Source organism: Streptomyces mutabilis (genome assembly GCF_046628145.1).
Lineage (GTDB): Bacteria > Actinomycetota > Actinomycetes > Streptomycetales > Streptomycetaceae > Streptomyces > Streptomyces mutabilis.
On the sequence record NZ_CP176874.1, the window covers coordinates 3,746,943 to 3,769,847 of the forward strand.

20 protein-coding genes, 3 tRNA genes and 1 pseudogene are annotated in these 22,905 nt (G+C 71.6%); 11 read left to right on the forward strand and 13 right to left on the reverse strand.

What is annotated here, in order from left to right; translation table 11 throughout:
• Nucleotides 1–24: 24 nt before the first annotated feature.
• Both bldC and ACLIN4_RS16745 read right to left on the reverse strand, forming a co-directional pair.
• Entirely contained in the window at nucleotides 25–231 is a 207-nt protein-coding gene (bldC, locus tag ACLIN4_RS16740; protein WP_003949541.1) for a developmental transcriptional regulator BldC, read from the reverse strand.
• Between the two features lie 532 nt (nucleotides 232–763).
• Nucleotides 764–1,615 (reverse strand): hypothetical protein, encoded by an 852-nt coding sequence (locus ACLIN4_RS16745; RefSeq protein ID WP_107477047.1) that lies wholly within the window; start codon nucleotides 1,613–1,615, stop codon nucleotides 764–766.
• 220 nt (nucleotides 1,616–1,835) lie between these two features.
• Between ACLIN4_RS16745 and ACLIN4_RS16750 the strand changes: the two genes are divergently transcribed.
• A complete protein-coding gene (locus tag ACLIN4_RS16750; RefSeq protein WP_100046309.1) occupies nucleotides 1,836–2,930 on the forward strand; it encodes a Leu/Phe/Val dehydrogenase in 1,095 nt (364 codons plus the stop codon).
• A gap of 335 nt (nucleotides 2,931–3,265) precedes the next feature.
• Nucleotides 3,266–3,517, forward strand: a complete 252-nt coding sequence (locus tag ACLIN4_RS16755; RefSeq protein WP_019330669.1) for a DUF3073 domain-containing protein — start codon at nucleotides 3,266–3,268, stop codon at nucleotides 3,515–3,517.
• 78 nt (nucleotides 3,518–3,595) lie between these two features.
• Here the strand turns inward: ACLIN4_RS16755 and purM are convergent, their stop codons facing one another.
• The 4 genes and pseudogenes from purM to ACLIN4_RS16775 all read right to left on the reverse strand — a co-directional run bounded on the left by purM (nucleotide 3,596) and on the right by ACLIN4_RS16775 (nucleotide 7,924).
• The gene (gene purM / locus ACLIN4_RS16760; RefSeq protein WP_289908976.1) at nucleotides 3,596–4,663 is read right to left on the reverse strand and encodes a phosphoribosylformylglycinamidine cyclo-ligase; all 1,068 of its coding nucleotides are present in this window, start codon (nucleotides 4,661–4,663) and stop codon (nucleotides 3,596–3,598) included.
• 45 nt (nucleotides 4,664–4,708) lie between these two features.
• The gene (gene purF, locus ACLIN4_RS16765; protein ID WP_107477045.1) at nucleotides 4,709–6,235 is read right to left on the reverse strand and encodes an amidophosphoribosyltransferase; all 1,527 of its coding nucleotides are present in this window, start codon (nucleotides 6,233–6,235) and stop codon (nucleotides 4,709–4,711) included.
• A 62-nt stretch (nucleotides 6,236–6,297) separates the two neighbouring features.
• Nucleotides 6,298–7,083 (reverse strand): META domain-containing protein, encoded by a 786-nt coding sequence (locus tag ACLIN4_RS16770; RefSeq protein WP_107477044.1) that lies wholly within the window; start codon nucleotides 7,081–7,083, stop codon nucleotides 6,298–6,300.
• 44 nt (nucleotides 7,084–7,127) lie between these two features.
• Nucleotides 7,128–7,924 (reverse strand): annotated as a pseudogene (locus tag ACLIN4_RS16775) (sterol carrier family protein).
• 55 nt (nucleotides 7,925–7,979) lie between these two features.
• Between ACLIN4_RS16775 and ACLIN4_RS16780 the strand changes: the two are divergent.
• The gene (locus ACLIN4_RS16780) at nucleotides 7,980–8,144 is read left to right on the forward strand and encodes a hypothetical protein (protein WP_179342349.1); all 165 of its coding nucleotides are present in this window, start codon (nucleotides 7,980–7,982) and stop codon (nucleotides 8,142–8,144) included.
• Between the two features lie 51 nt (nucleotides 8,145–8,195).
• On the opposite strand, the gene purL is transcribed toward ACLIN4_RS16780, so the two are convergent.
• Genes purL through purS form a run of 3 tightly spaced genes read right to left on the reverse strand, consistent with a single transcriptional unit; the run spans nucleotide 8,196 to nucleotide 11,400 of the window.
• Complete coding sequence (purL, locus tag ACLIN4_RS16785; RefSeq protein WP_382053871.1) at nucleotides 8,196–10,454, reverse strand: phosphoribosylformylglycinamidine synthase subunit PurL; 2,259 nt, start codon at nucleotides 10,452–10,454, stop codon at nucleotides 8,196–8,198.
• Complete coding sequence (gene purQ, locus ACLIN4_RS16790; RefSeq protein WP_100046315.1) at nucleotides 10,451–11,131, reverse strand: phosphoribosylformylglycinamidine synthase subunit PurQ; 681 nt, start codon at nucleotides 11,129–11,131, stop codon at nucleotides 10,451–10,453. Before purQ ends, purL begins: the two co-directional genes overlap by 4 nt.
• Nucleotides 11,128–11,400 (reverse strand): phosphoribosylformylglycinamidine synthase subunit PurS, encoded by a 273-nt coding sequence (gene purS, locus ACLIN4_RS16795; RefSeq protein WP_043382202.1) that lies wholly within the window; start codon nucleotides 11,398–11,400, stop codon nucleotides 11,128–11,130. Before purS ends, purQ begins: the two co-directional genes overlap by 4 nt.
• Nucleotides 11,401–11,739: 339 nt before the next feature.
• On the opposite strand from purS, the gene ACLIN4_RS16800 reads away from it, so the two are divergent.
• From ACLIN4_RS16800 to ACLIN4_RS16835, 8 genes are all read left to right on the forward strand, one after another.
• A complete protein-coding gene (locus ACLIN4_RS16800; protein WP_107477041.1) occupies nucleotides 11,740–12,057 on the forward strand; it encodes a histone-like nucleoid-structuring protein Lsr2 in 318 nt (105 codons plus the stop codon).
• Nucleotides 12,058–12,195: 138 nt separating this feature from the next.
• A tRNA-Gly gene (locus tag ACLIN4_RS16805) sits at nucleotides 12,196–12,267 on the forward strand.
• Between the two features lie 80 nt (nucleotides 12,268–12,347).
• A tRNA-Gly gene (locus ACLIN4_RS16810) sits at nucleotides 12,348–12,420 on the forward strand.
• A gap of 145 nt (nucleotides 12,421–12,565) precedes the next feature.
• Complete coding sequence (locus ACLIN4_RS16815) at nucleotides 12,566–13,552, forward strand: ABC transporter ATP-binding protein (protein ID WP_290014919.1); 987 nt, start codon at nucleotides 12,566–12,568, stop codon at nucleotides 13,550–13,552.
• The gene (locus ACLIN4_RS16820) at nucleotides 13,549–14,364 is read left to right on the forward strand and encodes an ABC transporter permease (RefSeq protein ID WP_290014920.1); all 816 of its coding nucleotides are present in this window, start codon (nucleotides 13,549–13,551) and stop codon (nucleotides 14,362–14,364) included. The genes ACLIN4_RS16815 and ACLIN4_RS16820 overlap by 4 nt, the downstream gene beginning before the upstream one ends.
• 57 nt (nucleotides 14,365–14,421) lie before the next feature.
• The gene (locus ACLIN4_RS16825) at nucleotides 14,422–15,672 is read left to right on the forward strand and encodes a sensor histidine kinase (protein ID WP_289909063.1); all 1,251 of its coding nucleotides are present in this window, start codon (nucleotides 14,422–14,424) and stop codon (nucleotides 15,670–15,672) included.
• Complete coding sequence (locus tag ACLIN4_RS16830; RefSeq protein ID WP_100046320.1) at nucleotides 15,669–16,283, forward strand: response regulator transcription factor; 615 nt, start codon at nucleotides 15,669–15,671, stop codon at nucleotides 16,281–16,283. The genes ACLIN4_RS16825 and ACLIN4_RS16830 overlap by 4 nt, the downstream gene beginning before the upstream one ends.
• 61 nt (nucleotides 16,284–16,344) lie before the next feature.
• Nucleotides 16,345–16,420 (forward strand) — tRNA-Gly (locus ACLIN4_RS16835).
• A gap of 237 nt (nucleotides 16,421–16,657) precedes the next feature.
• On the opposite strand, the gene ACLIN4_RS16840 is transcribed toward ACLIN4_RS16835, so the two are convergent.
• From ACLIN4_RS16840 to purD, 4 genes are all read right to left on the reverse strand, one after another.
• Nucleotides 16,658–17,557, reverse strand: a complete 900-nt coding sequence (locus ACLIN4_RS16840; RefSeq protein ID WP_382088463.1) for a phosphoribosylaminoimidazolesuccinocarboxamide synthase — start codon at nucleotides 17,555–17,557, stop codon at nucleotides 16,658–16,660.
• Between the two features lie 84 nt (nucleotides 17,558–17,641).
• Nucleotides 17,642–19,144 carry a N,N-dimethylformamidase beta subunit family domain-containing protein gene (locus ACLIN4_RS16845; protein ID WP_411575959.1) on the reverse strand — a complete coding sequence of 501 codons (1,503 nt, stop codon included), beginning with the start codon at nucleotides 19,142–19,144 and terminating at the stop codon, nucleotides 17,642–17,644.
• A gap of 189 nt (nucleotides 19,145–19,333) precedes the next feature.
• Entirely contained in the window at nucleotides 19,334–21,244 is a 1,911-nt protein-coding gene (locus ACLIN4_RS16850) for a hypothetical protein (protein WP_290014921.1), read from the reverse strand.
• Between the two features lie 300 nt (nucleotides 21,245–21,544).
• Nucleotides 21,545–22,795 carry a phosphoribosylamine--glycine ligase gene (purD, locus tag ACLIN4_RS16855; RefSeq protein WP_107479828.1) on the reverse strand — a complete coding sequence of 417 codons (1,251 nt, stop codon included), beginning with the start codon at nucleotides 22,793–22,795 and terminating at the stop codon, nucleotides 21,545–21,547.
• Nucleotides 22,796–22,905 lie beyond the last annotated feature (110 nt).

A 22,905-nucleotide genomic window follows, 5' to 3' on the forward strand; every position in this document is an offset into this window, starting at 1 on the left:
CGTTATGCCCGGTTATGCGGTTGTTCAGGCCTCGCTGCGCTGCTGCGGAATGCCCGCGAGCAGAGCGCGGACCTCGGCCTCGCGGTAGCGGCGATGCCCGCCGAGCGTGCGGATCGACGTGAGCTTGCCGGCCTTCGCCCAGCGCGTGACCGTCTTCGGGTCGACGCGGAACATGGTGGCGACCTCAGCCGGGGTCAGCAGCGGCTCGGCATCAGGGGTGCGAGCGGTCATGAGCGGCCTCCTCGGGAGAACCGAACCTTCTCGGTTCTTTCCTCTAAATTCTGCACCTTGACCCGCGTTGCCCGAAATGGCGGACGCGAGTCGAGTCGGTTATAGGACGAACGGCTTGTCCTCGGCACTACAACTACACCATCTGTCCAGCCGCGTCGGCCAAACCGATGGAATTGCCCTCCCAGGTGTTCATCAGCGACGGAAGCCGATGGACCATGCCATAGCGGACAGTCACGCCACTGTGACGATCAGTCACAGGGCGATCAGGCGTCACCAGACCCCCCAAAGCGTGCGAACCCAGGATTCCGCCCACAGTGCATCACAACGGGACGGAACGAGCCCTCCCCGGGCTCCTTGTCCTATTTTGGCACGAGGAGGGGGAACGGGCGCAAGAGTGATGTACGTGCGGTCCGTCACGCTTGACGCTTACGCCCGGATCGGGACCTACGTCCCTTGTTGACAAAACATCAGCCCACACCGGGCGAGTGTCGGATCGGAAGACGAAACCTCACATCGGGCGGTACGTCAAACGTCAGTTCGCCGACCGCCGGTCCCGGACCGCCCGCCAGCGCTGCACCAGCCGCCCGTACGCCGCCCCCGCCGTGACCCCGTCACCGTGCCGCAGCGCCTCGATGCCCTCGGCCACGTCCGCCGCGGAGTGGTCATCCGCCAACTCGCCGGCGGGCAGGGCGTGCACGAGCCCGCCGTAGTCGAGTTCGACCAGGGAGCGCGGGTGGAACTCCTCCAGCCAGCGCCCCACGTCCACCAGGCCGTCGATGAGCGGCCCCTCGTCCATGGCCTCCTTGAGCGCCCGCAGACCCCGCGCCACCCGCCGGCGGGCCTGCACCATCGGCGTCCGGTACCGCAGCACCGGCGCGGCGGCACCCTCGCCCTCGCCGCCCTCCTCGTACTCCCGCTCGGCGTCGGAGACCAGCACGAACCAGTTGATCGGCACCTGCCAGGTGGCGGTGCGGATCCAGGGGCGGGCGTCCGGGTTCCGCTCCAGCCACCGTGCGTAGTCCTGTGCGCTCTCGCGGCGTACGACCGGGGGCAGCAGGGCGTCCAGCACCGGTTCCGGGAAGTCCTCGGTCAGTTCCCCGAGGGCCTGCCAGCCCCGCAGCCGGGTCCGCCAGGGGCAGACGCAGACCACGCCGTCGACCTCGGTCACGAAGGCGTCGGCGCTCTCGTGCACCGGCACCGCGACAGGCGGGGTGGGTAGCAGGTCGGCCAGGGAGCGGCGCAGTTCGTCCTGGTAGGAGGGCAGGTCGGTGCGGCGGGCGTATCGGGTCCAGTGGGCACGCTCGTCGTCGGGGAACGCGGCCAGCGGCTCGTACACACGCAGGTACGCCGCGTAGGGGACGATCACCGAGGACACCTTGGGCACGCCTGCTCCCTCCCCCGCGCACCGCCCCGAAAACCTGCCGGAACCGATCACAAACGCGCGGGAACCTCAGCAAATCGTCGCACGCCCGTACTCCGTGCGGAGGTGATCCTGAGCACTGTGCGGCGGGGGGACCCCGGCAGGCTCTAATCTCGTGCCACAGTCCCCGCCACCCCTTGGGGACAGGTCTCACACCCGCCGCGACTGCACAGGAGTCACCACCGTGACCGACGTAAACGGCGCACCTGCTGATGTACTGCACACCCTGTTCCACTCGGACCAGGGTGGCCATGAGCAAGTCGTGCTCTGCCAGGACCGGGCCAGCGGCCTCAAGGCCGTCATCGCCATCCACTCCACCGCCCTGGGCCCCGCGCTCGGCGGTACGCGCTTCTACCCGTACGCGAGCGAGGCGGAGGCGGTCGCCGACGCGCTGAACCTCGCGCGCGGGATGTCGTACAAGAACGCCATGGCCGGCCTCGAGCACGGCGGTGGCAAGGCCGTGATCATCGGCGATCCGGAGCGGATCAAGAGCGAGGAGCTGCTGCTCGCCTACGGCCGGTTCGTCGCCTCGCTCGGCGGCCGGTACGTGACCGCCTGCGACGTCGGCACCTACGTCGCCGACATGGACGTCGTGGCGCGCGAGTGCCGCTGGACGACCGGCCGCTCCCCCGAGAACGGCGGCGCGGGCGACTCGTCCGTCCTCACCTCCTTCGGCGTCTACCAGGGCATGCGGGCCGCCGCCCAGCACCTGTGGGGCGACCCGACCCTGCGCGACCGCACGGTCGGCATCGCGGGCGTCGGCAAGGTCGGCCACCACCTGGTCGAGCACCTGCTCGCCGAGGGCGCGCACGTCGTGATCACGGACGTGCGCAAGGACGTGGTGCGGTCCATCACCGAGCGGCACCCGTCGGTGGTCGCCGTCGCCGACACGGACGCGCTGATCCGGGTGGAGAACCTGGACATCTACGCCCCCTGCGCGCTCGGCGGCGCGCTGAACGACGACACCGTGCCGGTGCTGACCGCCAAGGTGGTCTGCGGAGCGGCCAACAACCAGCTCGCCCACCCGGGTGTGGAGAAGGACCTCGCCGACCGCGGCATCCTCTACGCGCCGGACTACGTGGTGAACGCCGGCGGCGTCATCCAGGTCGCCGACGAGCTGCACGGCTTCGACTTCGACCGGTGCAAGGCGAAGGCAGCGAAGATCTACGACACCACGCTGGCCATATTCGCACGTGCGAAGGAGGACGGTATCCCGCCAGCCGCCGCGGCCGACCGGATCGCCGAGCAGCGGATGGCCGAGGCACGTACCCGGCGGTGACCGGGTGGTGACCGCGCGGTACCCCTGCGGGGATTCGCGCGGCCGGGCTTCGAAAGTTTGAGCGGTACCCGTCGGGGGGCTGTTGGAGAGAACTCTCACTTATCCCGGCGGGTCGACCGTCGAAAGGTGGTTAAAATCGCCCTTGACCAGCAAGGACGGGGCGCCTCGAGGGTCCTGGGCGTGGTCACGTCCTGCGGGCGACGTACCGTATGGGCGTGGGCTCAGGTACCGTGGGAGCCCTACGGACCGGTCTCTCCACGGAGAGCCCGTTCCGGACCATGAACGCGTGTCAAGACTCTGGGGCCGTCGAGCCCCGTCGTTGAGGGGGTCGAGCCATGGGGCGCGGCCGGGCCAAGGCCAAGCAGACGAAGGTCGCCCGCCAGCTGAAGTACAACAGCGGTGGGACTGATCTCTCCCGCCTGGCCGAGGAGCTGGGCGCATCGACGTCGAGTCCGCAACCGCCTAACGGCGAGCGGTTCGAGGACGATGAGCAGGACGACGACGTGTACGCACGGTACGCCGACCTTTACGAGGACGACGACGAGGACGAGGACGGCCAGTCCCCGCAACAACGTCGCGGCGCTTGACCTCGCACTGAACACCCGCCCGGTCGGTGACTCAGGTCACCGACCGGGTTCTGTGCTACCCGCGGGTACCGCAGCGGCTCAGGCGGCGTAGTCGCCGACGAGGGCCGCGCCGGTCCCGTGGTCGCCACGGTCGGTGATCTCGCCGGCCACCCAGGCGTCCACACCGCGGTCGGCCAGGGTCGCCAGTGCGACGTCCGTCGACTCCTCGGGCACGATCGCGATCATGCCCACACCCATGTTCAGGGTCTTCTCCAGCTCCAGGCGCTCGACCTTGCCCGTCGTACCGACGAGGTCGAAGATCGCGCCCGGGGTCCAGGTGGAGCGGTCGACGGTCGCGTGCAGGCCGTCGGGGATCACGCGGGCCAGGTTGGCCGCGAGGCCGCCGCCGGTGACGTGGCTGAAGGCGTGGACCTCGGTGGTGCGGGTGAGGGCCAGGCAGTCCAGGGAGTAGATCTTGGTGGGCTCCAGCAGCTCCTCGCCGAGGGTGCGGCCGAGGCTGTCCAGGTGGGCGTCGAGCGACAGTCCGGCCTCGTTCAGCAGGACGTGGCGGACGAGCGAGTACCCGTTCGAGTGAAGCCCGGAGGCTGCCATGGCGACGACCGCGTCACCCTTGCGGATGCGGTCGGGGCCCAGCAGCCGGTCGGCCTCCACGACGCCCGTACCGGCGCCGGCGACGTCGAAGTCGTCCGCGCCGAGCAGGCCCGGGTGCTCGGCCGTCTCGCCGCCGACCAGGGCGCATCCGGCGAGCACACAGCCCTCGGCGATGCCCTTCACGATCGCGGCGACGCGCTCGGGGTGGACCTTGCCGACGCAGATGTAGTCGGTCATGAACAGCGGCTCGGCGCCGCAGACCACGATGTCGTCCATGACCATGGCGACCAGGTCGTGGCCGATGGTGTCGTAGACGCCGAGCTGCCGGGCGATGTCGACCTTGGTGCCGACGCCGTCGGTGGCGGAGGCGAGCAGCGGACGCTCGTAGTTCTTGAGGGCGGAGGCGTCGAAGAGGCCGGCGAAGCCGCCGAGGCCGCCGAGGACCTCGGGGCGCCGGGTCTTCTTCACCCATTCCTTCATGAGCTCGACGGCGCGGTCGCCCGCTTCGATGTCGACGCCCGCGGCTGCGTAGCTGGCACCAGTTGTGTCAGACATGACGATGAGAACCTTTGTGTCGTACGGCAGGTGGTGCGGGCGGCGCTACGGGCGACGGATGGCGTCGGCGGCGGCCGTCGCGGCGGGCCCGGCGGCCAGCTCGGTCTCCAGGAGCTGCTTGCCGAGCAGCTCGGGGTCGGGGAGCTCCATCGGGTACTCGCCGTCGAAGCAGGCGCGGCACAGGTTCGGCTTGGCGATGGTGGTCGCCTCGATCATGCCGTCGATGGAGATGTACGCCAGGGAGTCGGCGCCGAGCGAGGTGCCGATCTCGTCGATGCTCATGCCGTTGGCGATGAGCTCGGCGCGGGTGGCGAAGTCGATACCGAAGAAGCAGGGCCACTTCACGGGCGGCGAGGAGATCCGGATGTGGACCTCGGCGGCGCCGGCCTCGCGGAGCATGCGGACCAGGGCCCGCTGGGTGTTGCCGCGGACGATGGAGTCGTCGACGACGACCAGCCGCTTGCCCTTGATGACTTCCTTCAGAGGGTTCAGCTTCAGGCGGATGCCCAGCTGGCGGATGGTCTGGGAGGGCTGGATGAAGGTGCGGCCGACGTAGGCGTTCTTCACCAGGCCGGCGCCGAAGGGGATGCCGGAGGCCTCGGCGTACCCGATCGCGGCGGGCGTGCCGGACTCCGGGGTCGCTATGACCAGGTCGGCTTCGGCGGGAGCTTCCTCGGCCAGTTTGCGGCCCATCTCCACGCGGGAGAGGTACACGTTCCGGCCGGCGATGTCGGTGTCCGGGCGGGCCAGGTACACGTACTCGAAGACACAGCCCTTGGGCTTCGCTTCTGCGAATCGGGAAGTGCGCAGGCCGTTCTCGTCGATGGCGACGAACTCGCCGGGCTCGATCTCGCGGACGTAGGAGGCGCCGCAGATGTCGAGGGCGGCGGACTCGGAGGCGACCACCCAGCCCCGCTCGAGGCGGCCGAGGACCAGCGGGCGGATGCCCTGCGGGTCCCGGGCGGCGTAGAGGGTGTGCTCGTCCATGAAGACGAGGGAGAAGGCGCCCATGACCTGGGGAAGCACCCGGTGGGCGGCCTCCTCGATGGTCAGCGGCTTGCCGTCCTCGTCGACCTGGGCCGCGAGCAGCGCGGTCAGCAGGTCCGTGTCGTTGGTCGCCGCGACCCGCGTGGAGCGGCCTTCCTGCTTGGGCAGGTCGGCGACCAGCTCGGCGAGCTGGGCGGTGTTGACGAGGTTGCCGTTGTGTCCGAGCGCGATGGAGCCCTGGGCGGTGGCACGGAACGTCGGCTGGGCGTTCTCCCAGACGGAGGCACCGGTGGTCGAGTAGCGGGCGTGACCGACCGCGATGTGACCCTGGAGCGAACCGAGAGAGGTTTCGTCGAAGACCTGGGAAACCAGGCCCATGTCCTTGAAGACGAGGATCTGGGAGCCGTTGCTGACCGCGATTCCCGCGGATTCCTGGCCCCGATGCTGGAGGGCGTAGAGCCCGAAGTACGTGAGCTTTGCGACCTCTTCGCCCGGAGCCCAGACACCGAAGACGCCGCAAGCGTCCTGGGGGCCCTTCTCGCCGGGAAGCAGATCGTGATTGAGTCGACCGTCACCACGTGGCACGCCTCCGAGTGTAGGCGAGGTCGACCACTGGTCCGAATTGGGGACAGGGGCTCACGACCGGGTCACTGATCGGCATAGGCCCTCAGGGTTTCGCCGTCTTCCCTGGTCAGCGTGAGGGTTTCGTGATCGATGCGGTAATCGACCCGCCCCTCGAAGAAGCCCAGTATCCGCTTCTCGGCGTCCATGAGTGAGCCTTCGCACATCATTCGGGTGGTCGCCGGGGCGCCCAGGGTGATGTGGCCGTCGCCGACCGTGGCCTTCGCGTTGACGTGGTTGCAGGGGAGGCGGCCCGCGACGGTCTTCGCCTCCTTGTCGAAGGTGAGCTGGGTGCGGATCTTCCCGTCGGCCGCCGTGGCGGTCCACTTCGTGCCGTGCAGGGACGCGTCCTTCGGCCTGCTGAGCTCGACGGTGTCGCCGTCGGCGGTGGTCAGGGTGAGCCGTTCACCCCGGGTCTCGGCGGTGAGGTCGGCGTCGAGGGCGCGGCCGAGGGACTTCTCGAAGGCGGGGGGCGTGTCCGTGCAGCCCTTCTCGGTGAACATGGCGTCGCTGAGCCGGACGCGCTCGCCGTCGACGTCGGCGCGGGCGCTGAAGGTGTTGCATCCGGTGCTGCCGACCGCCTCCCCGCTCTCGTGGATCAGTACCCGGGCGGAGTCGGGCGCCTTGTGGGTGGAGCCGTCCACGGTGACGGAGTCGATGCTCCACTGGACGCCGGTGACGGGCTTTCCCGCGCCGACGGAGCCACTGCCGCCGTCGGCCTTCTCGGTGCCGCAGGCCGCCGCGAGCGGCACGAGCGCGGCGACGGCGGCCACGGTCAAGGGGATGCTGCGCTGCTGCTTCTGCCTGTACATGCCGATTCGACGGAGGCACGGAGGATCTGGTTCCCCTCTTCCGCTCAGCTGAGCAGCGGCAGCAGCCCTCCGAGGTCGGCGCGCTCCCCGCTCGCGCTGACCTTCGCGTCGTCCACGGCGTCCTTCCAGGTCAGCCGCCCGGTCGCCAGCCGGACCCAGGTCAACGGGTCGGTCTCGACGACGCTCGGCGGAGTGCCCGGGTGTGCCGGGGGCCCTCGACGCACTGCACGACGGCGTACGGCGGAATCCGCACCTCCGTCGAGCCGCCGGGCGCCTTCACGGCGAGCGCGTCGGCCAGCAGCCGGGTCGCGGCGGCCAGCGCCTGCCGGTCGTACGGAATGTCGAGGCCGGGCACGGCGGCGTTCAGGTCGTCGGTGTGGACGACCAGCTCGACGGTGCGGGTGACGACGTAGTCGGCCAGAGGGAGCGCGCCGGCGCTGGTCGGCAGCAGGCGGGTGCCGGGGTGGGTGTCGAGGCGCTCGGTGAAGCATCGCTCGACGTCGGCGAGGTGGGCGTCGAGGTCCGGGTGCTCGGCCGCGAGTCGCCGGGCGGTGGCGGCGATGCCGTCCGCGTCGGTGGCGATGGCGAACGGCCAGTCGAGCAGGTGCCCGTCCTGCCGCGCGGGCTCGGGCTCACCGAGCAACCGGTCCACGGCCGTCAGCGCCGTCCCGACGTGCGCCACCAGCTCCCGCACGCTCCACTCCCCGAGCCGCGTCGGCAGCGCGAGCTGCTCGGGGGTGAGGGTGCGGACGGCCGCCCGTACGTCCCCGAACTGGGCGAGCACGGCGGTGCGGGTGCGGGCGGGGTCGTAGGCGCGGGCACGCTTCTTGGCTGCGGGCATGCGGGGAGCTTATGCGGGGGTGCGGGCGGACGGTCACGGATACCCTCAGTACCTCTTGAACGACCGGGACTCCCGCACTCTCACGGTGCACAGTCACCCGGACCGGCAGGTCGGTGGACACCGCGACGTCCGGGTCGCCGAGTTCGGCGAGACGGTGCCCCTCCCCGACCCGGTCGGTACCGACCTCGACACGGAGATCCTCAAGACCTGCGTGCGGTGAGACGACGAGGCCCCGCCCGTGAGCGGACGGGACCTCGGCCGTGCGGACCTGTTACGCGAGCAGCGCCGGGATGGTGCGCTCGTGGACCTCGCGCAGCTCGGCCAGGGGGAGCGTGAACTCGCCCTGGACCTCCACCGCGTCCCCGTCCACGACACCGATGCGGGTGGCCGGCAGGCCCCGGGCACCGCACATGTCGTTGAAGCGGACCTCTTCCGAGCGCGGGACGGCGACGACCGCGCGGCCCGCCGACTCCGAGAACAGGAAGGTGAAGGCGTCGAGCCCGTCCGGTACGACCAGACGCGCGCCCTTGCTGCCGAGCAGCGCCGACTCGACGACCGCCTGGACCAGACCGCCGTCCGACAGGTCGTGCGCGGAGTCGATCATGCCGTCGCGGGAGGCGGAGATCAGGATCTCGCCCAGCAGACGCTCGCGCTCCAGGTCGACCTTCGGGGGCAGGCCGCCGAGGTGGTCGTGGATCACCTGGGACCAGGCCGAGCCGCCGAACTCCTCACGCGTGTCGCCGAGGAGGTAGAGCAGCTGTCCCTCCTCCTGGAAGGCCACCGGCGTGCGGCGGGCCACGTCGTCGATGACGCCGAGGACCGCGACCACCGGGGTCGGGTGGATGGCGGCCTCGCCCGTCTGGTTGTAGAGCGAGACGTTGCCGCCGGTCACCGGGGTGCCGAGCTGCTGACAGCCGTCGGCCAGGCCGCGCACGGCCTCCGCGAACTGCCACATGACCGCCGGGTCCTCCGGCGAGCCGAAGTTCAGGCAGTCGGAGACGGCCAGCGGCTTCGCGCCGGTCGTCGCCACGTTGCGGTAGGCCTCCGCGAGGGCCAGCTGCGCGCCCGTGTACGGGTCGAGCTTGGCGTAGCGGCCGTTGCCGTCCGTGGCGATCGCGACGCCGAGGCCGGTCTCCTCGTCGACCCGGATCATGCCGGAGTCCTCGGGCTGGGCGAGGACGGTGTTGCCCTGCACGAAGTGGTCGTACTGCTGGGTGATCCACTGCTTGGAGGCCTGGTTGGGCGAGCCGACCAGCTTGAGGACCTGGGCCCTCAGCTCGTCGGACGTCTCCGGCCGGGGCAGCTTGTTCGCGTCGTCGGCCTGGAGCTCGTCCTGCCAGGACGGGCGGGCGTACGGGCGCTCGTAGACCGGGCCCTCGTGCGCGACCGTGCGCGGGTCGACGTCGACGATCTTGCCGCCGTGCCAGTAGATCTCCAGGCGGTCGCCGTCGGTCACCTCACCGATGACGGTGGCGATGACGTCCCACTTCTCGCAGATCTCCAGGAAGCGGTCGACCTTGCCCGGCTCGACGACCGCGCACATGCGCTCCTGCGACTCGCTCATGAGGATTTCCTCGGGCGAGAGCGTGGAGTCGCGCAGGGGGACGTCGTCCAGGGTGACGCGCATGCCGCCGGAGCCGTTCGACGCCAGCTCGGACGTGGCGCAGGACAGACCCGCGGCGCCCAGGTCCTGGATGCCGACGACCAGCTTCTCCTTGAAGGCCTCCAGGGTGCACTCGATGAGGAGCTTCTCCTGGAAGGGGTCGCCGACCTGGACGGCCGGGCGCTTGGAGGGCTTGGCGTCGTCGAAGGTCTCGGAGGCCAGGATCGAGGCGCCGCCGATGCCGTCGCCGCCCGTGCGGGCCCCGTAGAGGATGACCTTGTTGCCCGCGCCGGAGGCCTTGGCGAGGTGGATGTCCTCGTGCCGCATGACGCCGATGGCACCGGCGTTGACCAGCGGGTTGCCCTGGTAGCAGGCGTCGAAGACGACCTCGCCGCCGATGTTGGGCAGGCCCAGGCAGTTGCCGTAGCCGCCGATGCCGGCGACGACGCCGGGCAGGACGCGCTTGGTGTCCGGGTGGTCGGCGGCGCCGAAGCGCAGCGGGTCCACGACGGCGACCGGGCGGGCGCCCATGGCGATGATGTCGCGGACGATGCCGCCGACACCGGTGGCCGCGCCCTGGTAGGGCTCGACGTACGACGGGTGGTTGTGCGACTCGACCTTGAAGGTGACCGCGTAGCCCTGGCCGACGTCGACGACACCGGCGTTCTCGCCGATGCCGACGAGCATCGCGTCGGACTCGGGGGCCTTCTCGCCGAACTGGCGCAGGTGGACCTTGCTGCTCTTGTACGAGCAGTGCTCGGACCACATCACCGAGTACATGGCCAGCTCCGCCCCGGTGGGGCGGCGGCCGAGGATCTCCACGACCCTCTCGTACTCGTCCTTCTTCAGGCCCAGTTCGGCCCAGGGCAGCTCGACGTCGGGGGTCGCGGCCGCGTGCTCGACCGTGTCCAGAGGCGTCCGGCTCATGCGTTGACCAGCTTCTTGAGGATCGACGTGAAGAACGGGAGGCCGTCGGTGCGGCCGGTGCCGATCAGCGGCTCGACGGCGTGCTCGGGGTGCGGCATGAGGCCGACGACGTTGCCGGCGGCGTTGGTGATGCCGGCGATGTCGTTGAGCGAGCCGTTCGGGTTGAAGTCCATGTAGCGGAACGCGACGCGGCCCTCGGCCTCCAGCTCGTCCAGCGTCCGCCGGTCGGCGACGTACCGGCCGTCCATGTTCTTCAGCGGGATGTGGATCTCCTGACCGGCGCTGTAGTCGCTGGTCCAGGCGGTGTCCGCGTTCTCCACCCGCAACTTCTGGTCGCGGCAGATGAAGTGCAGGTGGTCGTTGCCCAGCATGCCGCCGGGCAGCAGGTGCGCCTCGGTGAGGATCTGGAAGCCGTTGCAGATGCCGAGGACGGGCAGCCCGGCCTTGGCCTGGTCGATGACGGTGTCCATCACCGGCGAGAACCGCGCGATGGCGCCGGCCCGCAGATAGTCGCCGTACGAGAAACCACCGCAGAGCACCACGGCGTCGACCTGCTTGAGGTCCTTGTCCTTGTGCCAGAGGGCGACGGGTTCGGCGCCGGCGACGCGGATCGCGCGCTGCGTGTCCCGGTCGTCGAGAGAGCCGGGGAAAGTGACGACGCCAATACGAGCGGTCACTTCGAGGCCTCCGCGACTACGTCCGCGGACTCGACCTTCACGGTGAAGTCCTCGATCACGGTGTTGGCGAGGAAGGATTCCGCAAGATCGTGGATGCGGGCGAGGGCTGCGTCATCGACGGGCCCGTCCACTTCCAGTTCGAATCGCTTTCCCTGACGTACGTCCGAGATCCCTTCGAAACCCAGTCGCGGCAGTGCGCGCTGCACCGCCTGGCCCTGGGGGTCGAGGATCTCCGGCTTGAGCATGACGTCGACTACGACGCGTGCCACTGGCACTCCCGGTGTGTGGTGCTGAGCAGGTCCCTTCAGACTACCCGTACAAAAATTCTACGCGCGTAGCCTTGGAGGAAACTACGTGACCCCTGTCACGATCGGGTATCGGAAGGAGGTGGCTGCGAAAAGCTTCGGGAAAGATCTCGGATCGAGCGGGGCCAACTATTGCGTGCGGACACGCGGAGAGATTTAGTCGGGCTTCCCATTGCAATGCCGGGCACTGTACAAATGAAATGTCATTAGCCGATACTTTGCCCAATTACAGGCGAACAGTCGGCATCATCGCGGCGTCTTGGCACGTCATCGCGGAGATGCCGCACGAAGGGACCGATATTCGTGGCGCAGCGTGTCGTGGTCACTCTCTTTGACGACATCGACGGCTCGGAAGCGGCGGAGACGATCGCCTTCGGGGTCGACGGCCGTATGTACGAGATCGACCTGAACGAAGCCAATGCCCGGAAACTGCGCAAGGCCCTCGAGCCCTACGTGTCGGCCGGCCGCAAGCGGTCGCGGTCCGGGAAGGCGTACCGGCAGACGGAGGTCGCCCCCGACCCGGCGGCGGTCCGTGCCTGGGCGCAGGCGAACAGGATGGACGTGCCCGCGCGGGGCCGGATCCCGAAGAAGGTCTACGAGGCGTTCGCCGCGGCGCAGTGAGGCGCCGCCCGTGCCGGGAGCGGCCGACGTCCGCTCAGCCGCCCCTCGCGGCAACCGACTTGCGCGACACCCCGGGTGATCAGCTAAAGTCTGGAGCACGCCGAGGGGCGAGGCCGAAAGGCCCGGCTCACGGAACACGCGGGTGTAGTTCAGTAGTAGAACATCCCCCTTCCAGGGGGAAGGCGCAGTGTGCAATTCCTGTCACCCGCTCTGCATCGCCGTACCGATCACTCGATTGGATCAGGTAGGCTGGTGCTCGCACCGATCGGTGAAGGCCGGTCGGGGGCAATGCGGACGTAGCTCAGTTGGTAGAGCGCAACCTTGCCAAGGTTGAGGTCGCGAGTTCGAGCCTCGTCGTCCGCTCGGGAATCAGACCCCGGTCCTCCGTGACCGGGGTCTTTTCGTGCGCCCGGTGCGGTGCCCCGGACATCCTCCTTCTGACATTTGTCATGGCCGGTGATGACGGCTCGCACTGTTGCCCGGCCCCGAGTGCCGCGACGCTTGAGCCATGCAAGCAAACGGACACGAACACGTGATTGAGGTCACCGACCTGCGGCGTGTGTACGGGGGCGGGTTCGAGGCCGTGCGGGGGATCGACTTCTCCGTGCGCCGCGGAGAGGTCTTCGCCCTGCTCGGCACCAACGGCGCCGGCAAGACGTCGACGGTCGAGCTCCTGGAGGGCCTCGCCGCTCCGGCCGGCGGGCGGGTGCGTGTCCTCGGGCACGACCCCTACACCGAGCGGGCCGCCGTACGCCCCCGCACCGGGGTCATGCTCCAGGAGGGCGGCTTCCCGTCCGAGCTGACCGTCGCGGAGACCGCGCGGATGTGGGCGGGATGCGTGAGCGGGGCCCGCCCGCCGGCCGAGGTGCTGGCCCTGGTCGGACTGGAGGCGAAGGCGAACGTCCGCGTGAAGCAGCTCTCCGGGGGCCAGCGGCGCCGCCTCGACCTGGCGCTCGCGCTGCTCGGCGACCCCGAGGTGCTCTTCCTCGACGAGCCCAGCACCGGACTGGACGCCGAAGGCCGCCGGGCCACCTGGGAGTTGGTGAGCGCGCTGCGCGACGGCGGTACGACGGTGCTGCTGACCACGCACTACCTGGAGGAGGCCGAGAACCTCGCCGACCGGCTCGCGATCATGCACGAGGGCCGGATCGCCGCCACCGGCACGCCGGCCGAGGTGACGGCCGCGCAGCCGTCCCGGATCTCCTTCGAACTGCCCGACGGCTACTTCGTGGGCGACCTTCCGCCGCTCGGCGAACTGGGCGTGAGCGACCACGAGGTCGACGGCCGGCTGGTCAGGCTCCGCACCCGCGAGCTCCAGCGCGCGGCCACCGAACTGCTGGTCTGGGCCGGACAGACCGGAGTGGAACTGCGCCGCCTGGACGTCCGGTCGGCGTCCCTGGAGGAGGCGTTCCTGGGCATCGCGAAGGAGGCGTCCGCGAAGGACGCGTCCGCGCAGACGGCCGGGTCGACGACGACGAAGGAGTACGCGGCATGAGCGCCACGGACACCCCGGCCCGCACGGCACGCTCCGCCAAGGGCGCGGCCACCACGCCGACGAGTCGCATGACGGCGCTCGCCCGCGCCGAACTCACCCTGCTCGGGCGGAACAAGGGCACCGTGTTCGCGGCGCTGTTCGTGCCGCTGGTGCTGCCCTTCAGCGTGCACTCGGCGTCCAAGGAGATGGACCTCGCCGAGGCCGGACTCACCCCCGGCCTACTGGTCCTGCCCGCCGCGATCGGCTTCTCCCTCCTGTTCGCCGTCTACTCCGCGCTCGTCGGCGTCTTCGTCGTCCGCCGCGAGGAACTCGTCCTCAAGCGACTGCGCACCGGCGAACTCCGGGACGTCGAGATCCTGAGCGGCTCCGCGATGCCGGCGGTGCTCAGCGGACTGGTGCAGAGCCTGGTGCTCGCCGTGGGCTGTGCCGTCCTGCTGGACCTGTCCGCACCGTCCGCGCCCCACCTCGCCGTCCTCGGCCTGCTGCTGGGCCTCATGATGTGCGCCGCGCTCGCGGCGGTCACCGCGAGTTTCACCCGCACCGGCGAGAGCGCGCAGGTCACGCCCCTGCCGTTCACGTTCGTCTCGATGCTCGGCTCCGGCATGTTCGTGCCGCTGGACTTCTTCCCCGACCAGGTGGCCTCCGTCTGCGAGCTGCTGCCGCTGACGCCCGTCGTCACCCTGGTCCGCGGCGGCTGGACCGGCGACCTCTCGGCGTACGAGACGCTGGGCGCCCTGGCGACGGCGGTGGCCTGGACCGTGGTCGCGGTGTTTGCTGTACGGCGGTGGTTCCGCTGGGAGCCACGGCGCTGACCTCCGGGGAGTCCCGGATCGGGGCCGGGAGCAGGGAGAGCGGAGTTGAGCGAGGGCATGCGCAGGCCGAGGCGCTGGTGGGGGCGGAAGAGCACGCCGGCCAAGGTGGAGACGTACACGCGGTGGTCGTTCCACTTCTTCGGGGTCATCGAGATGCTCGCGATGGGGGCGTCGGCCTACGAACGGGTCGGGCCGCGCCCCGCCACCGGGCTGGCCGTGCTGGTCACCGTGCACGCCGCGGTGGGCATGGCGGTCGCCTCCCGGTCCCTGGACTGGACGCGCGGCCTGCGACCGCAGCCCCTGCGGCTGCTGTGGGGCTACGCCGCCCTCACGGCGGTGATCTCCAGCGGCACGGTCCTGCTCGCGGAGCACGCGTCCGGTGACGCCGTGGACACCGCGGCGGGGTCGGCCTTCGGGGGCGTCCTGTGCTTCGGCGCGGGCATGATCACGCTCGGGGTGCGCGACCGGCGTCGGGCGGTCGCCGTCGTCGGGGGCTTCGCCCTGGGCGCCGGACTCGTGTCGTTCCCGCTGGGCCTCGGGGCCGCCGGCGCGCTCGCGGTGGCGGCCCTGGTGCTGGTCGCCGGCGGGCTCCTCGCCTTCACCTCCGTCTTCTCCGTGTGGCTGCTCGACGCCGTCTACACCCTCGACGAGGCAAAGGAGACCCGGGCGCGGCTCGCCGTCGCCGAGGAACGGCTGCGTTTCGGCCGGGACCTGCACGACGTGATGGGGCGGAACCTGGCGGTGATCGCCCTCAAGAGCGAACTGGCCGTCCAGCTGTCCCGGCGCGGACGGCCCGAGGCGGTGGAGCAGATGATCGAGGTGCAGCGCATCGCCCAGGAGTCGCAGCGGGAGGTCCGGGACGTCGTGCGCGGCTACCGGGAGGCCGCCCTGGAGGTGGAGCTCACCGGCGCCCGGGGGGTGCTCTCGGCGGCCGGCATCGACTCGGAGGTCACCGGCGGGACGGACGGGCTGCCCGCCGAGGTGCAGTCGGCGCTCGGCTGGGTCGTCCGCGAGGCGACCACCAACGTGCTGCGGCACGGGGACGCGCAGAAGTGTGCCGTGGCGGTACGGATATCGGAGGGACGTGTGGTGCTGACGGTGGAGAACGACGGGGTGCCGGAGGTGACCGGGTCCGCAGACGCCGTGGGTGCGGGCGGCGGCTCCGGGCTCGCGGGGCTGCGGGAGCGGCTGGCCGCCGTGGACGGCACGCTGGAGGCCGGGAGCGTCGGCAAGGGCGTGTTCCGGCTCACGGCCGAGGTGCCGCTGCCGCCGTCCGCCGGGGCGGCCGTGCTGGAGGTCTCGTCGTGACGACTCCCGTACGGGTGCTGCTCGCGGACGACGAGCACCTCATCCGCGGGGCGCTGGCCGCCCTGCTCTCGCTCGAGGAGGACCTCACCGTGGTCGCCGAGGCGGCCACCGGGCCGGAGGCGCTGGCGATGGCCCGGGCCCACGAACCGGACGTCGCCGTCCTGGATCTCCAGATGCCAGGCGCGGACGGTGTGAAGGTCGCCACATCGCTGCGGGCCGAGCTGCCCTCCTGCCGGGTGCTGATCGTGACCAGTCACGGGCGGCCCGGGCACCTGAAGCGGGCGCTCGCGGCGGGGGTGCGCGGCTTCGTGCCCAAGACGGTCAGCGCCCAGCGGCTCGCCGAGCTGATCCGCACCGTGCACGCCGGAAACCGCTACGTCGACCCGGAGTTGGCCGCCGACGCGATCTCCGCCGGGGACTCGCCGCTGACCGCGCGTGAGGCCGAGGTGCTGGAGCACGCCGCCGACGGGGCGCCCGTCGCGGAGATCGCCGAGCGGGCCGCGCTCGCCGAGGGGACGGTGCGGAACTACCTGTCGTCGGCCGCGAGCAAGCTCGGCGCGGAGAACCGGCATGCGGCGGTGCGGCTCGCGAGGGAGCGCGGTTGGGTATAGTGGCTGTCGCGCCACGGGGAAGTCACCGGTTCCGGCCGACGGCTTCACTTCACGGCGCAGTGCGAACGTAGCTCAGTTGGTAGAGCGCAACCTTGCCAAGGTTGAGGTCGCGAGTTCGAACCTCGTCGTTCGCTCCACATGAGGAAGCCCCCGGTTACGGCCGGGGGCTTCTTCGTGTCTGCGTGCGTGGCTCGCCCGTGCTCGGGCTCGCGCTCGGACTCGGACTCGGGCTCGGACTCGGACTCGGGCTCGGGCTCGGGCTCGGGCTCGGGCTCGGCAGGATCTTCGTGCCCGTGCGCGGCGATGTCCTCGTGCCCGTGCGAAGGCCCCCGGTCACGGCCGGGGGCCTCGGCGGCGGTGCGCACCGGCCGGCGCTACGACCAGCTCAGGCCGGTCAGGCGCTCGTACGCCTCCACGTACTTGGCGCGGGTCGCGTCCACGACCCGCTGGGGCAGCTCCGGCGGGGGCTGCTCGCTCTTCCGGTCCCAGCCGGACTCCGCCGAGGTCAGCCAGTCCCGGACGAACTGCTTGTCGTACGACGGCTGCGCCCGGCCCGGCTGCCACTGGTCGGCCGGCCAGAAGCGGGACGAGTCCGGGGTGAGCACCTCGTCGGCGAGGATGAGGTCGTCGTCGCTGAAGCCGAACTCGAACTTGGTGTCGGCCAGGACGATGCCGCGTTCGCGGGCGATGCCCCGGGCCCGGGAGTAGACGGCGAGGGTGGCCTGGCGCAGGCGGGCCGCGGTGTCCGCGCCGACCTGGCGGGCGACCTCCTCGTAGGAGACGTTCTCGTCGTGCTCGCCGACCTCGGCCTTGGTGGCCGGGGTGAAGATCGGGGCGGGCAGATCCGAGCCGTCGACCAGGCCCTCGGGGAGGGCGAGGCCGCAGACGGTGCGGCTCTGCTCGTACTCGGCCAGTCCCGAGCCGGTGAGGTAGCCGCGGGCCACGCACTCCACGGGGACCATCCGCAGCGACTTGCAGACCAGGGCGCGGCCCTCCCAGTCGGCGGGGGCGCCGGGGGGCAGCTCGGTGCTCAGGACGTGGTTCGGGACCAGGTCGGAGAGCTGGTCGAACCACCACAGGGAGAGCTGGGTGAGGACCCGGCCCTTGTCGGGGATCTCGGTCGGCAGCACCCAGTCGTAGGCGGAGATGCGGTCGCTGGCGATCATCACGAGGTCGCCCGCCTCGTTCCGGTACAGCTCGCGCACCTTGCCGGTGTGCAGATGCACCAGACCCGGAACCTGGAGCGGCTCGGGCTTTTCGACGAATCCGGACACGGTTCCTCCCCGTGGTTCTGTCCAAGTACGTCGATTCTCCCGTATGCGCGGATCGGTCTCCTTGCGGGGTGGCAGCGGGCGGGGTCAGTCCCGTTTGCAGATGCGGTCCAGGAGGTTCGCGGTGGCCCGCTGGACGCGGGGGTCGACGTGGCCCGGCCGGTCCAGGGCCGGGGACCAGGCGAACGTCCCGGACGCGAAGACCCAGGCGCCGGACGGTGCCCGGTACAGGGACGTCTCCTGGTGGCGCCGGACGCCGTCCGCGTCGGTGTACGGCGAGTGGGCGAGCAGGATCCGCTCGTCGTGCTCGGGGAGCGGGGTGCGTGGGAAGTAGCGGTCGGCCTCCCCCGCGACCAGGTCCTCGATCTCGTCGCCCTCGTGGGCTCCGGTGGCCTCCCAGAGCCAGTGATCGGCGTTGCGGACGATCATCGGGTGCGGTTCGGGCACGCGGCCCGCGTACTGGATGCCGAGGAGCTGCTGCTCGGGGCGGTCGACCTCCCGCCACAGCACCGGCTTGCCGGGCCCCCTGCGTTTGCGGCAGGTCAGCAGGCGGTCGGGGGCGCCGGACGGGGACGGGCCCAGCTCCACCTGCCAGTACATCGTGTTGGCGGAGAGGAAGACCAGGGAGGTGCCGTGCTCGCGGGCGAGTTCCGTGGTGCGGCGCATGGGGACGGACCAGTACTCGTCGTGCCCGGGGAAGACCAGGCCCCGGTAGCGGGTGGGGTCGATGCGGCCGGAGTGCAGGTCGCGGGCGTCGGCGTAGGCGAGGTCGTAGCCGTAGCGCTCGGCGAAGCGGATGAAGTCGTAGGCGTGGCCGACGTGGAGGGGGAGTCCGGCACCCGCGTACGGGCGGTCGAAGGAGACGGTCGTCGCGGCGTCCGCCTCGCCCAGCAGACGGCCCTCCTCGTCCCAGGCGTGGTAGAGGCTGGCGCCGGTGCGGCCGTCCTCCGGGTAGAGGTTGTACGCCTGCCAGGTGATGTCCGGCAGGAGGAGGAGCAGGTCGGCGGGGTGGCTGTCGCGGACCGTGAAAGGGACGTGGGAGCGGTAGCCGTCGGCGGTGGTGAGGACGGCGACGTAGGCGCCGATGTTCCAGTACGACGGGATCTGCAGCCGCCAGGACAGCCACCAGTGGTGGCAGGAGACCGTGCGGTCGGCGGTGAGCGGCGGGGGCTGGACGATCCCGGACAGGCGGGGGCTGGTGGTGATCTTGGCGGCGCCGTCCCCGCCGTAGTGGCCGATGCGGTAGACGTCGACGCTGAATTCCTGGGGCGGGTCGACGGTGATGTGGAAGTCGATGGCCTCGCCGGGGGCGGCGGCTCCGGTGGCGGTGAAACCCTTGATCTGGCGGCCGACGTCGTCGGCGGCGCGCGGTCCGCCGCCGGCGGTGCGCCGCTCGCGGGCCCTCGCGCCGGGTGTGCCGTCCTGGTCCGGTACCGCGTCCTGGTCCGCGTACCAGGCGACGACCTGGCCGGTGTCGCCGAAGTACGTCTCGCCGCCGCGCAGCCAGGGAAGGGGCCCCTGTCCGAAGGGGTCCGTCACGGCGTGCGCGAGTGCACCCGATTCCCAGCGGCGGATCTGCTCGGGCCCCATGGGACAGTCCCCTCCCTCGTGCCCCCGTGGTCGTGCGTATGACGAACGCCTTTGCCATGTGCGCGATCGCTCCCAGCACATCACATTTCGCGCGTGTGCTGTCACTGTTCGTTGCGAAGTGGCCGAAAGAGGAATGCGAAAGTCCGCTTCGGGAGGGCCCGGGCGGGGCCGACGCGGGGCGGGCCCGGGTCAGACGAGGCGCACCGGCTTCTCGGGGCGTACGCCGAGCTCGGCCAGCCAGGCGCGCAGGGGGCCCGGGTCGCCGGTCTCCACGAGGCTGCGGACGTGGGGCCCCAGATCGGTGGTGCGCACGCCGTTGACCAGGAGGGACGGCCCGTCGAGCCAGTCGAGGCCGGGGGCCGCGCCGGCGGTGTCCATCGCCGCGCAGCACACCATCGCCGTGATGTGGGCGGTGAGGATCTCGCGTCCGGTGCGCGGGGGCTGCAACGGCAGGAGGGGGAGCGCGCGGTCGTCCCAGAGGGCGGCGTCGGGGGCCGCCGGTCCGCCGGCCGTCCCGGAGGGCGGGGGCGGGGTGGGGGCTCCGGGGACTTGCGCCCGTGCCTCCTCGCGGGCCAGCTGGGCGCTGAGTCCGGCGGCGAGGGCGGCACCGCGGGCGGTGGTGCCGGCGAGGTCGTCATCGTCGTCGGGGGTCGGAGTGGTGGTGGGGAGAGCGGGGGCGTGGGGGGCGGCTGGGTCGTCGGGGGTGGGGGCGGTGTCGGGGGCGAGACCGGTCTCGGTTTCGGGGACGGGAGCGGGGGCGGTGTCGGTCTCGGTTGCCGAGGCCCCCGCGGGCGCGGGATCGTCGGGGGGCGTGGTCGCGAGGTGGTCCAGCACGCGGGACAGGGTCGGGCCGTCCGTGCCGGGTGCGGCGTCCTCGGCGGCGCGGCGGACGCCCAGGGTGTCCAGGACGCGGTGCAGGCGCGCCGCGTCCGTGCGCCAGGTCCGGTCGACGACCTCCTCGGCGTACTCGTCCCATCCGACCGGCGCCCAGTCCGGGCCCGTCTCGGCGGGTCCCCCGTGGAAGAGACGCGCGGCGAGGAGCGAGACCGACTCGTCCATCACCCCGGGCTCCTCCAGCAGGTCGCACGCGGGGCGCTCGCCCAGGCGGGAGGCGAAACCCTCGGCCAGGCGGTCGCGGCGGGACAGCTCCGTGAGCGCGGCGACGACGCCCACGTCCAGCCGGGAGGGCCAGCGGCCCATCCGCCAGGCGGGCAACGCCACCCGGGTCAGCAGCCGGTCCCAGCCCGCGTAGGCGAGTCCCACCTGCTCCTGCGCGACGATCCGCAGACCGTAGTCCACAGCCTGTGCACGCTCGGCGGCGGCCACGGCGACCCCGCGCTCCATCTCCGCCGCGTGCACGCGGCAGCTTCGCAGCAGAAGCCGGGACACCCAGCCGAGACCCGCGCCCACCGCACGGGCCGACGGCCCCCGACCGACGGCCGAGGTCGCCGCCACCGCGGCGTCCAGGCCCCGTATGAAGCGGCGGGCCGCCGCTATGTCGGGGTGTGCCGAGGGCCCCGTACCGGCGACGACCGGGGCGAGGACGGCGCGCAGCTCCCCCACCCGCATCCACCACAGGAAGGGCGATCCGATGACGAGGACGGGGGCGGCGGCACTCCGGCGGTGGGCGGGTCGGCCCGGGCCGGCCACGTCGTCGTGATCCTCCGTCGGCGGCGGGCCGTGGGCCGGGTGGTTGCGGTCCTCCAGCCAGCTGTCGCAGTCCGGAGTGAGGGCTATCGCGGAAGGGGCGGGTACGTCGAGCCGGTCGGCCAGGTCCCGGACCATCCGGTAGAGATCCGGCGCCGACTCCTCGGCGACCGCGACCGTCGGCGTGACGGCGGGCCGGGAGCGGGCGACGACCAGGGCGACCGCGGCGGCGGCCGACAGGACGAGGAGCGCGAGCACGGACACCGCCCAGCGCGCGGCGTCCCAGCCCCCGCCCACCAGATGCCCCGTCGAGCCGCCCGCCAGCAGGATCACCGCGGCGGCAGCGGGCAACAGGGCGACGGCGAACGCCCGGCTGCGGATGCGCAGCACCGCCAGGGCCCGGGAACGCGCGGCCTGCGCGCCCAGCTCCACTCCATCACCGATACCGGTCACGGCCGGACCTCACCCCCTCCTCGCTGTCCTGTCCGTCCAGGGCTGTCCTGCTGCTCTCCCGCTCTTGCTCACTCACCCCACTGTGGCACCCGCCACTGACATCGCAATGCCGGTGGGCCAAGTGCCGGAATGCCTGCGCGGCACCCTAGTTGGGGGTCCGGCACCCGTCAGCCGTATGGCTCATCGGTCACTCGATGGAATGGCTTTGGGGAAAGGTGGATGACGGACAGCAAGGATCAGGCCCCGGCTCCTGGGACGGAGCCGGGGCCTGCCGGGTTCGGTGCGAAGGGGCTGTCCGGACTACGCTCCCGCGGCCTTGGCCGCGATGTCGGTGCGGTGCTGGGAGCCGTCGAGGCGGATGCGGGCGACGGCCCGGTACGCGCGGTCGCGGGCCTCGGTGAGGTCGGCCCCGGTGGCCGTGACGGACAGGACGCGGCCGCCTGCGCTGACGACGGCGTCACCCTCGTGCCGGGTGCCGGCGTGCAGGACGTAGGCGTGCGGGGCGTCCTGGGCGGCGACCTCGTCGAGGCCGGTGATCGGGTCGCCGGTGCGCGGGGTGCCGGGGTAGTTGTGGGAGGCGACGACCACGGTGACGGCGGCGTCGTCGCTCCAGCGCAGCGGCTCCAGGTCGGCGAGGTTGCCGGTGGCGGCGGCCATCAGCAGTCCGGCGAGCGGGGTCTTGAGGCGGGCCAGCACGACCTGGGTCTCGGGGTCGCCGAAGCGGGCGTTGAACTCGATCACGCGGACGCCGCGGGACGTGATCGCCAGACCCGCGTAGAGGAGCCCGGAGAACGGGGTGCCGCGACGGCGCATCTCGTCGACGGTCGGCTGGAGCACGCTCTCCACGACCTCGTCGACCAGCTTGGGGTCGGCCCACGGCAGCGGCGAGTACGCGCCCATGCCGCCGGTGTTGGGGCCCTCGTCGCCGTCGAGGGCCCGCTTGAAGTCCTGGGCGGGCTGGAGCGGGCGGACGTTCTCGCCGTCGGTGACGGCGAAGAGGGAGACCTCGGGGCCGTCCAGGTACTCCTCGATGACGACGCGGTCGCAGGCCGCCGCGTGCGCGCGGGCCGCCTCGACGTCCTCGGTGACGACGACGCCCTTGCCGGCGGCGAGCCCGTCGTCCTTCACGACGTAGGGGGCGCCGAAGGCGGCGAGGGCCGCGTCGACCTCGTCCGCGTTCGTGCAGACGTACGAGCGGGCCGTGGGTACTCCGGCGGCGGCCATGACGTCCTTGGCGAAGGCCTTGGAGCCTTCCAGCTGCGCGGCCTCCCCGGAGGGGCCGAAGACCGGGATGCCCGCGTCGCGCACGGCGTCGGCGACCCCTGCGACGAGGGGGGCCTCGGGCCCGACGACGACCAGTTCGGCGCCGAGCCGGGTGGCCAGCGCGGTGACGGCCGCGCCGTCGAGGGCGTCGACCTGGTGCAGTTCGGCGACCTCGGCGATACCGGCGTTGCCGGGTGCGCAGTGCAGCGCGGTGACGTCGGGGTCGAGGGACAGGGAACGGCACAGGGCGTGTTCGCGGGCGCCGCCGCCGATGACAAGGACCTTCACGGGGTCAGCCTAATGGGAAGGCGCCGGTGCGCCTTGTGCGGGCTTCCGAAGGAGCGGGGCCCGGAGTGTCGTACTTTCCTCCAGTGCCGCCGCGGAACCGGACTCGGGGC

Excerpts from the sequence above, each read along its gene's own strand:
- ACLIN4_RS16770 (WP_107477044.1), bottom strand. The coding sequence starts at position 7,083 with ATGTACAGGCAGAAGCAGCAGCGCAGCATCCCCTTGACCGTGGCCGCC.
- ACLIN4_RS16815 (WP_290014919.1), top strand. The coding sequence starts at position 12,566 with ATGCAAGCAAACGGACACGAACACGTGATTGAGGTCACCGACCTGCGG.
- bldC (WP_003949541.1), bottom strand. The coding sequence starts at position 231 with ATGACCGCTCGCACCCCTGATGCCGAGCCGCTGCTGACCCCGGCTGAG.
- ACLIN4_RS16845 (WP_411575959.1), bottom strand. The coding sequence starts at position 19,144 with ATGGGGCCCGAGCAGATCCGCCGCTGGGAATCGGGTGCACTCGCGCAC.
- ACLIN4_RS16825 (WP_289909063.1), top strand. The coding sequence starts at position 14,422 with ATGCGCAGGCCGAGGCGCTGGTGGGGGCGGAAGAGCACGCCGGCCAAG.
- purM (WP_289908976.1), bottom strand. The coding sequence starts at position 4,663 with ATGTCTGACACAACTGGTGCCAGCTACGCAGCCGCGGGCGTCGACATC.
- purL (WP_382053871.1), bottom strand. The coding sequence starts at position 10,454 with ATGAGCCGGACGCCTCTGGACACGGTCGAGCACGCGGCCGCGACCCCC.
- ACLIN4_RS16755 (WP_019330669.1), top strand. The coding sequence starts at position 3,266 with ATGGGGCGCGGCCGGGCCAAGGCCAAGCAGACGAAGGTCGCCCGCCAG.
- ACLIN4_RS16820 (WP_290014920.1), top strand. The coding sequence starts at position 13,549 with ATGAGCGCCACGGACACCCCGGCCCGCACGGCACGCTCCGCCAAGGGC.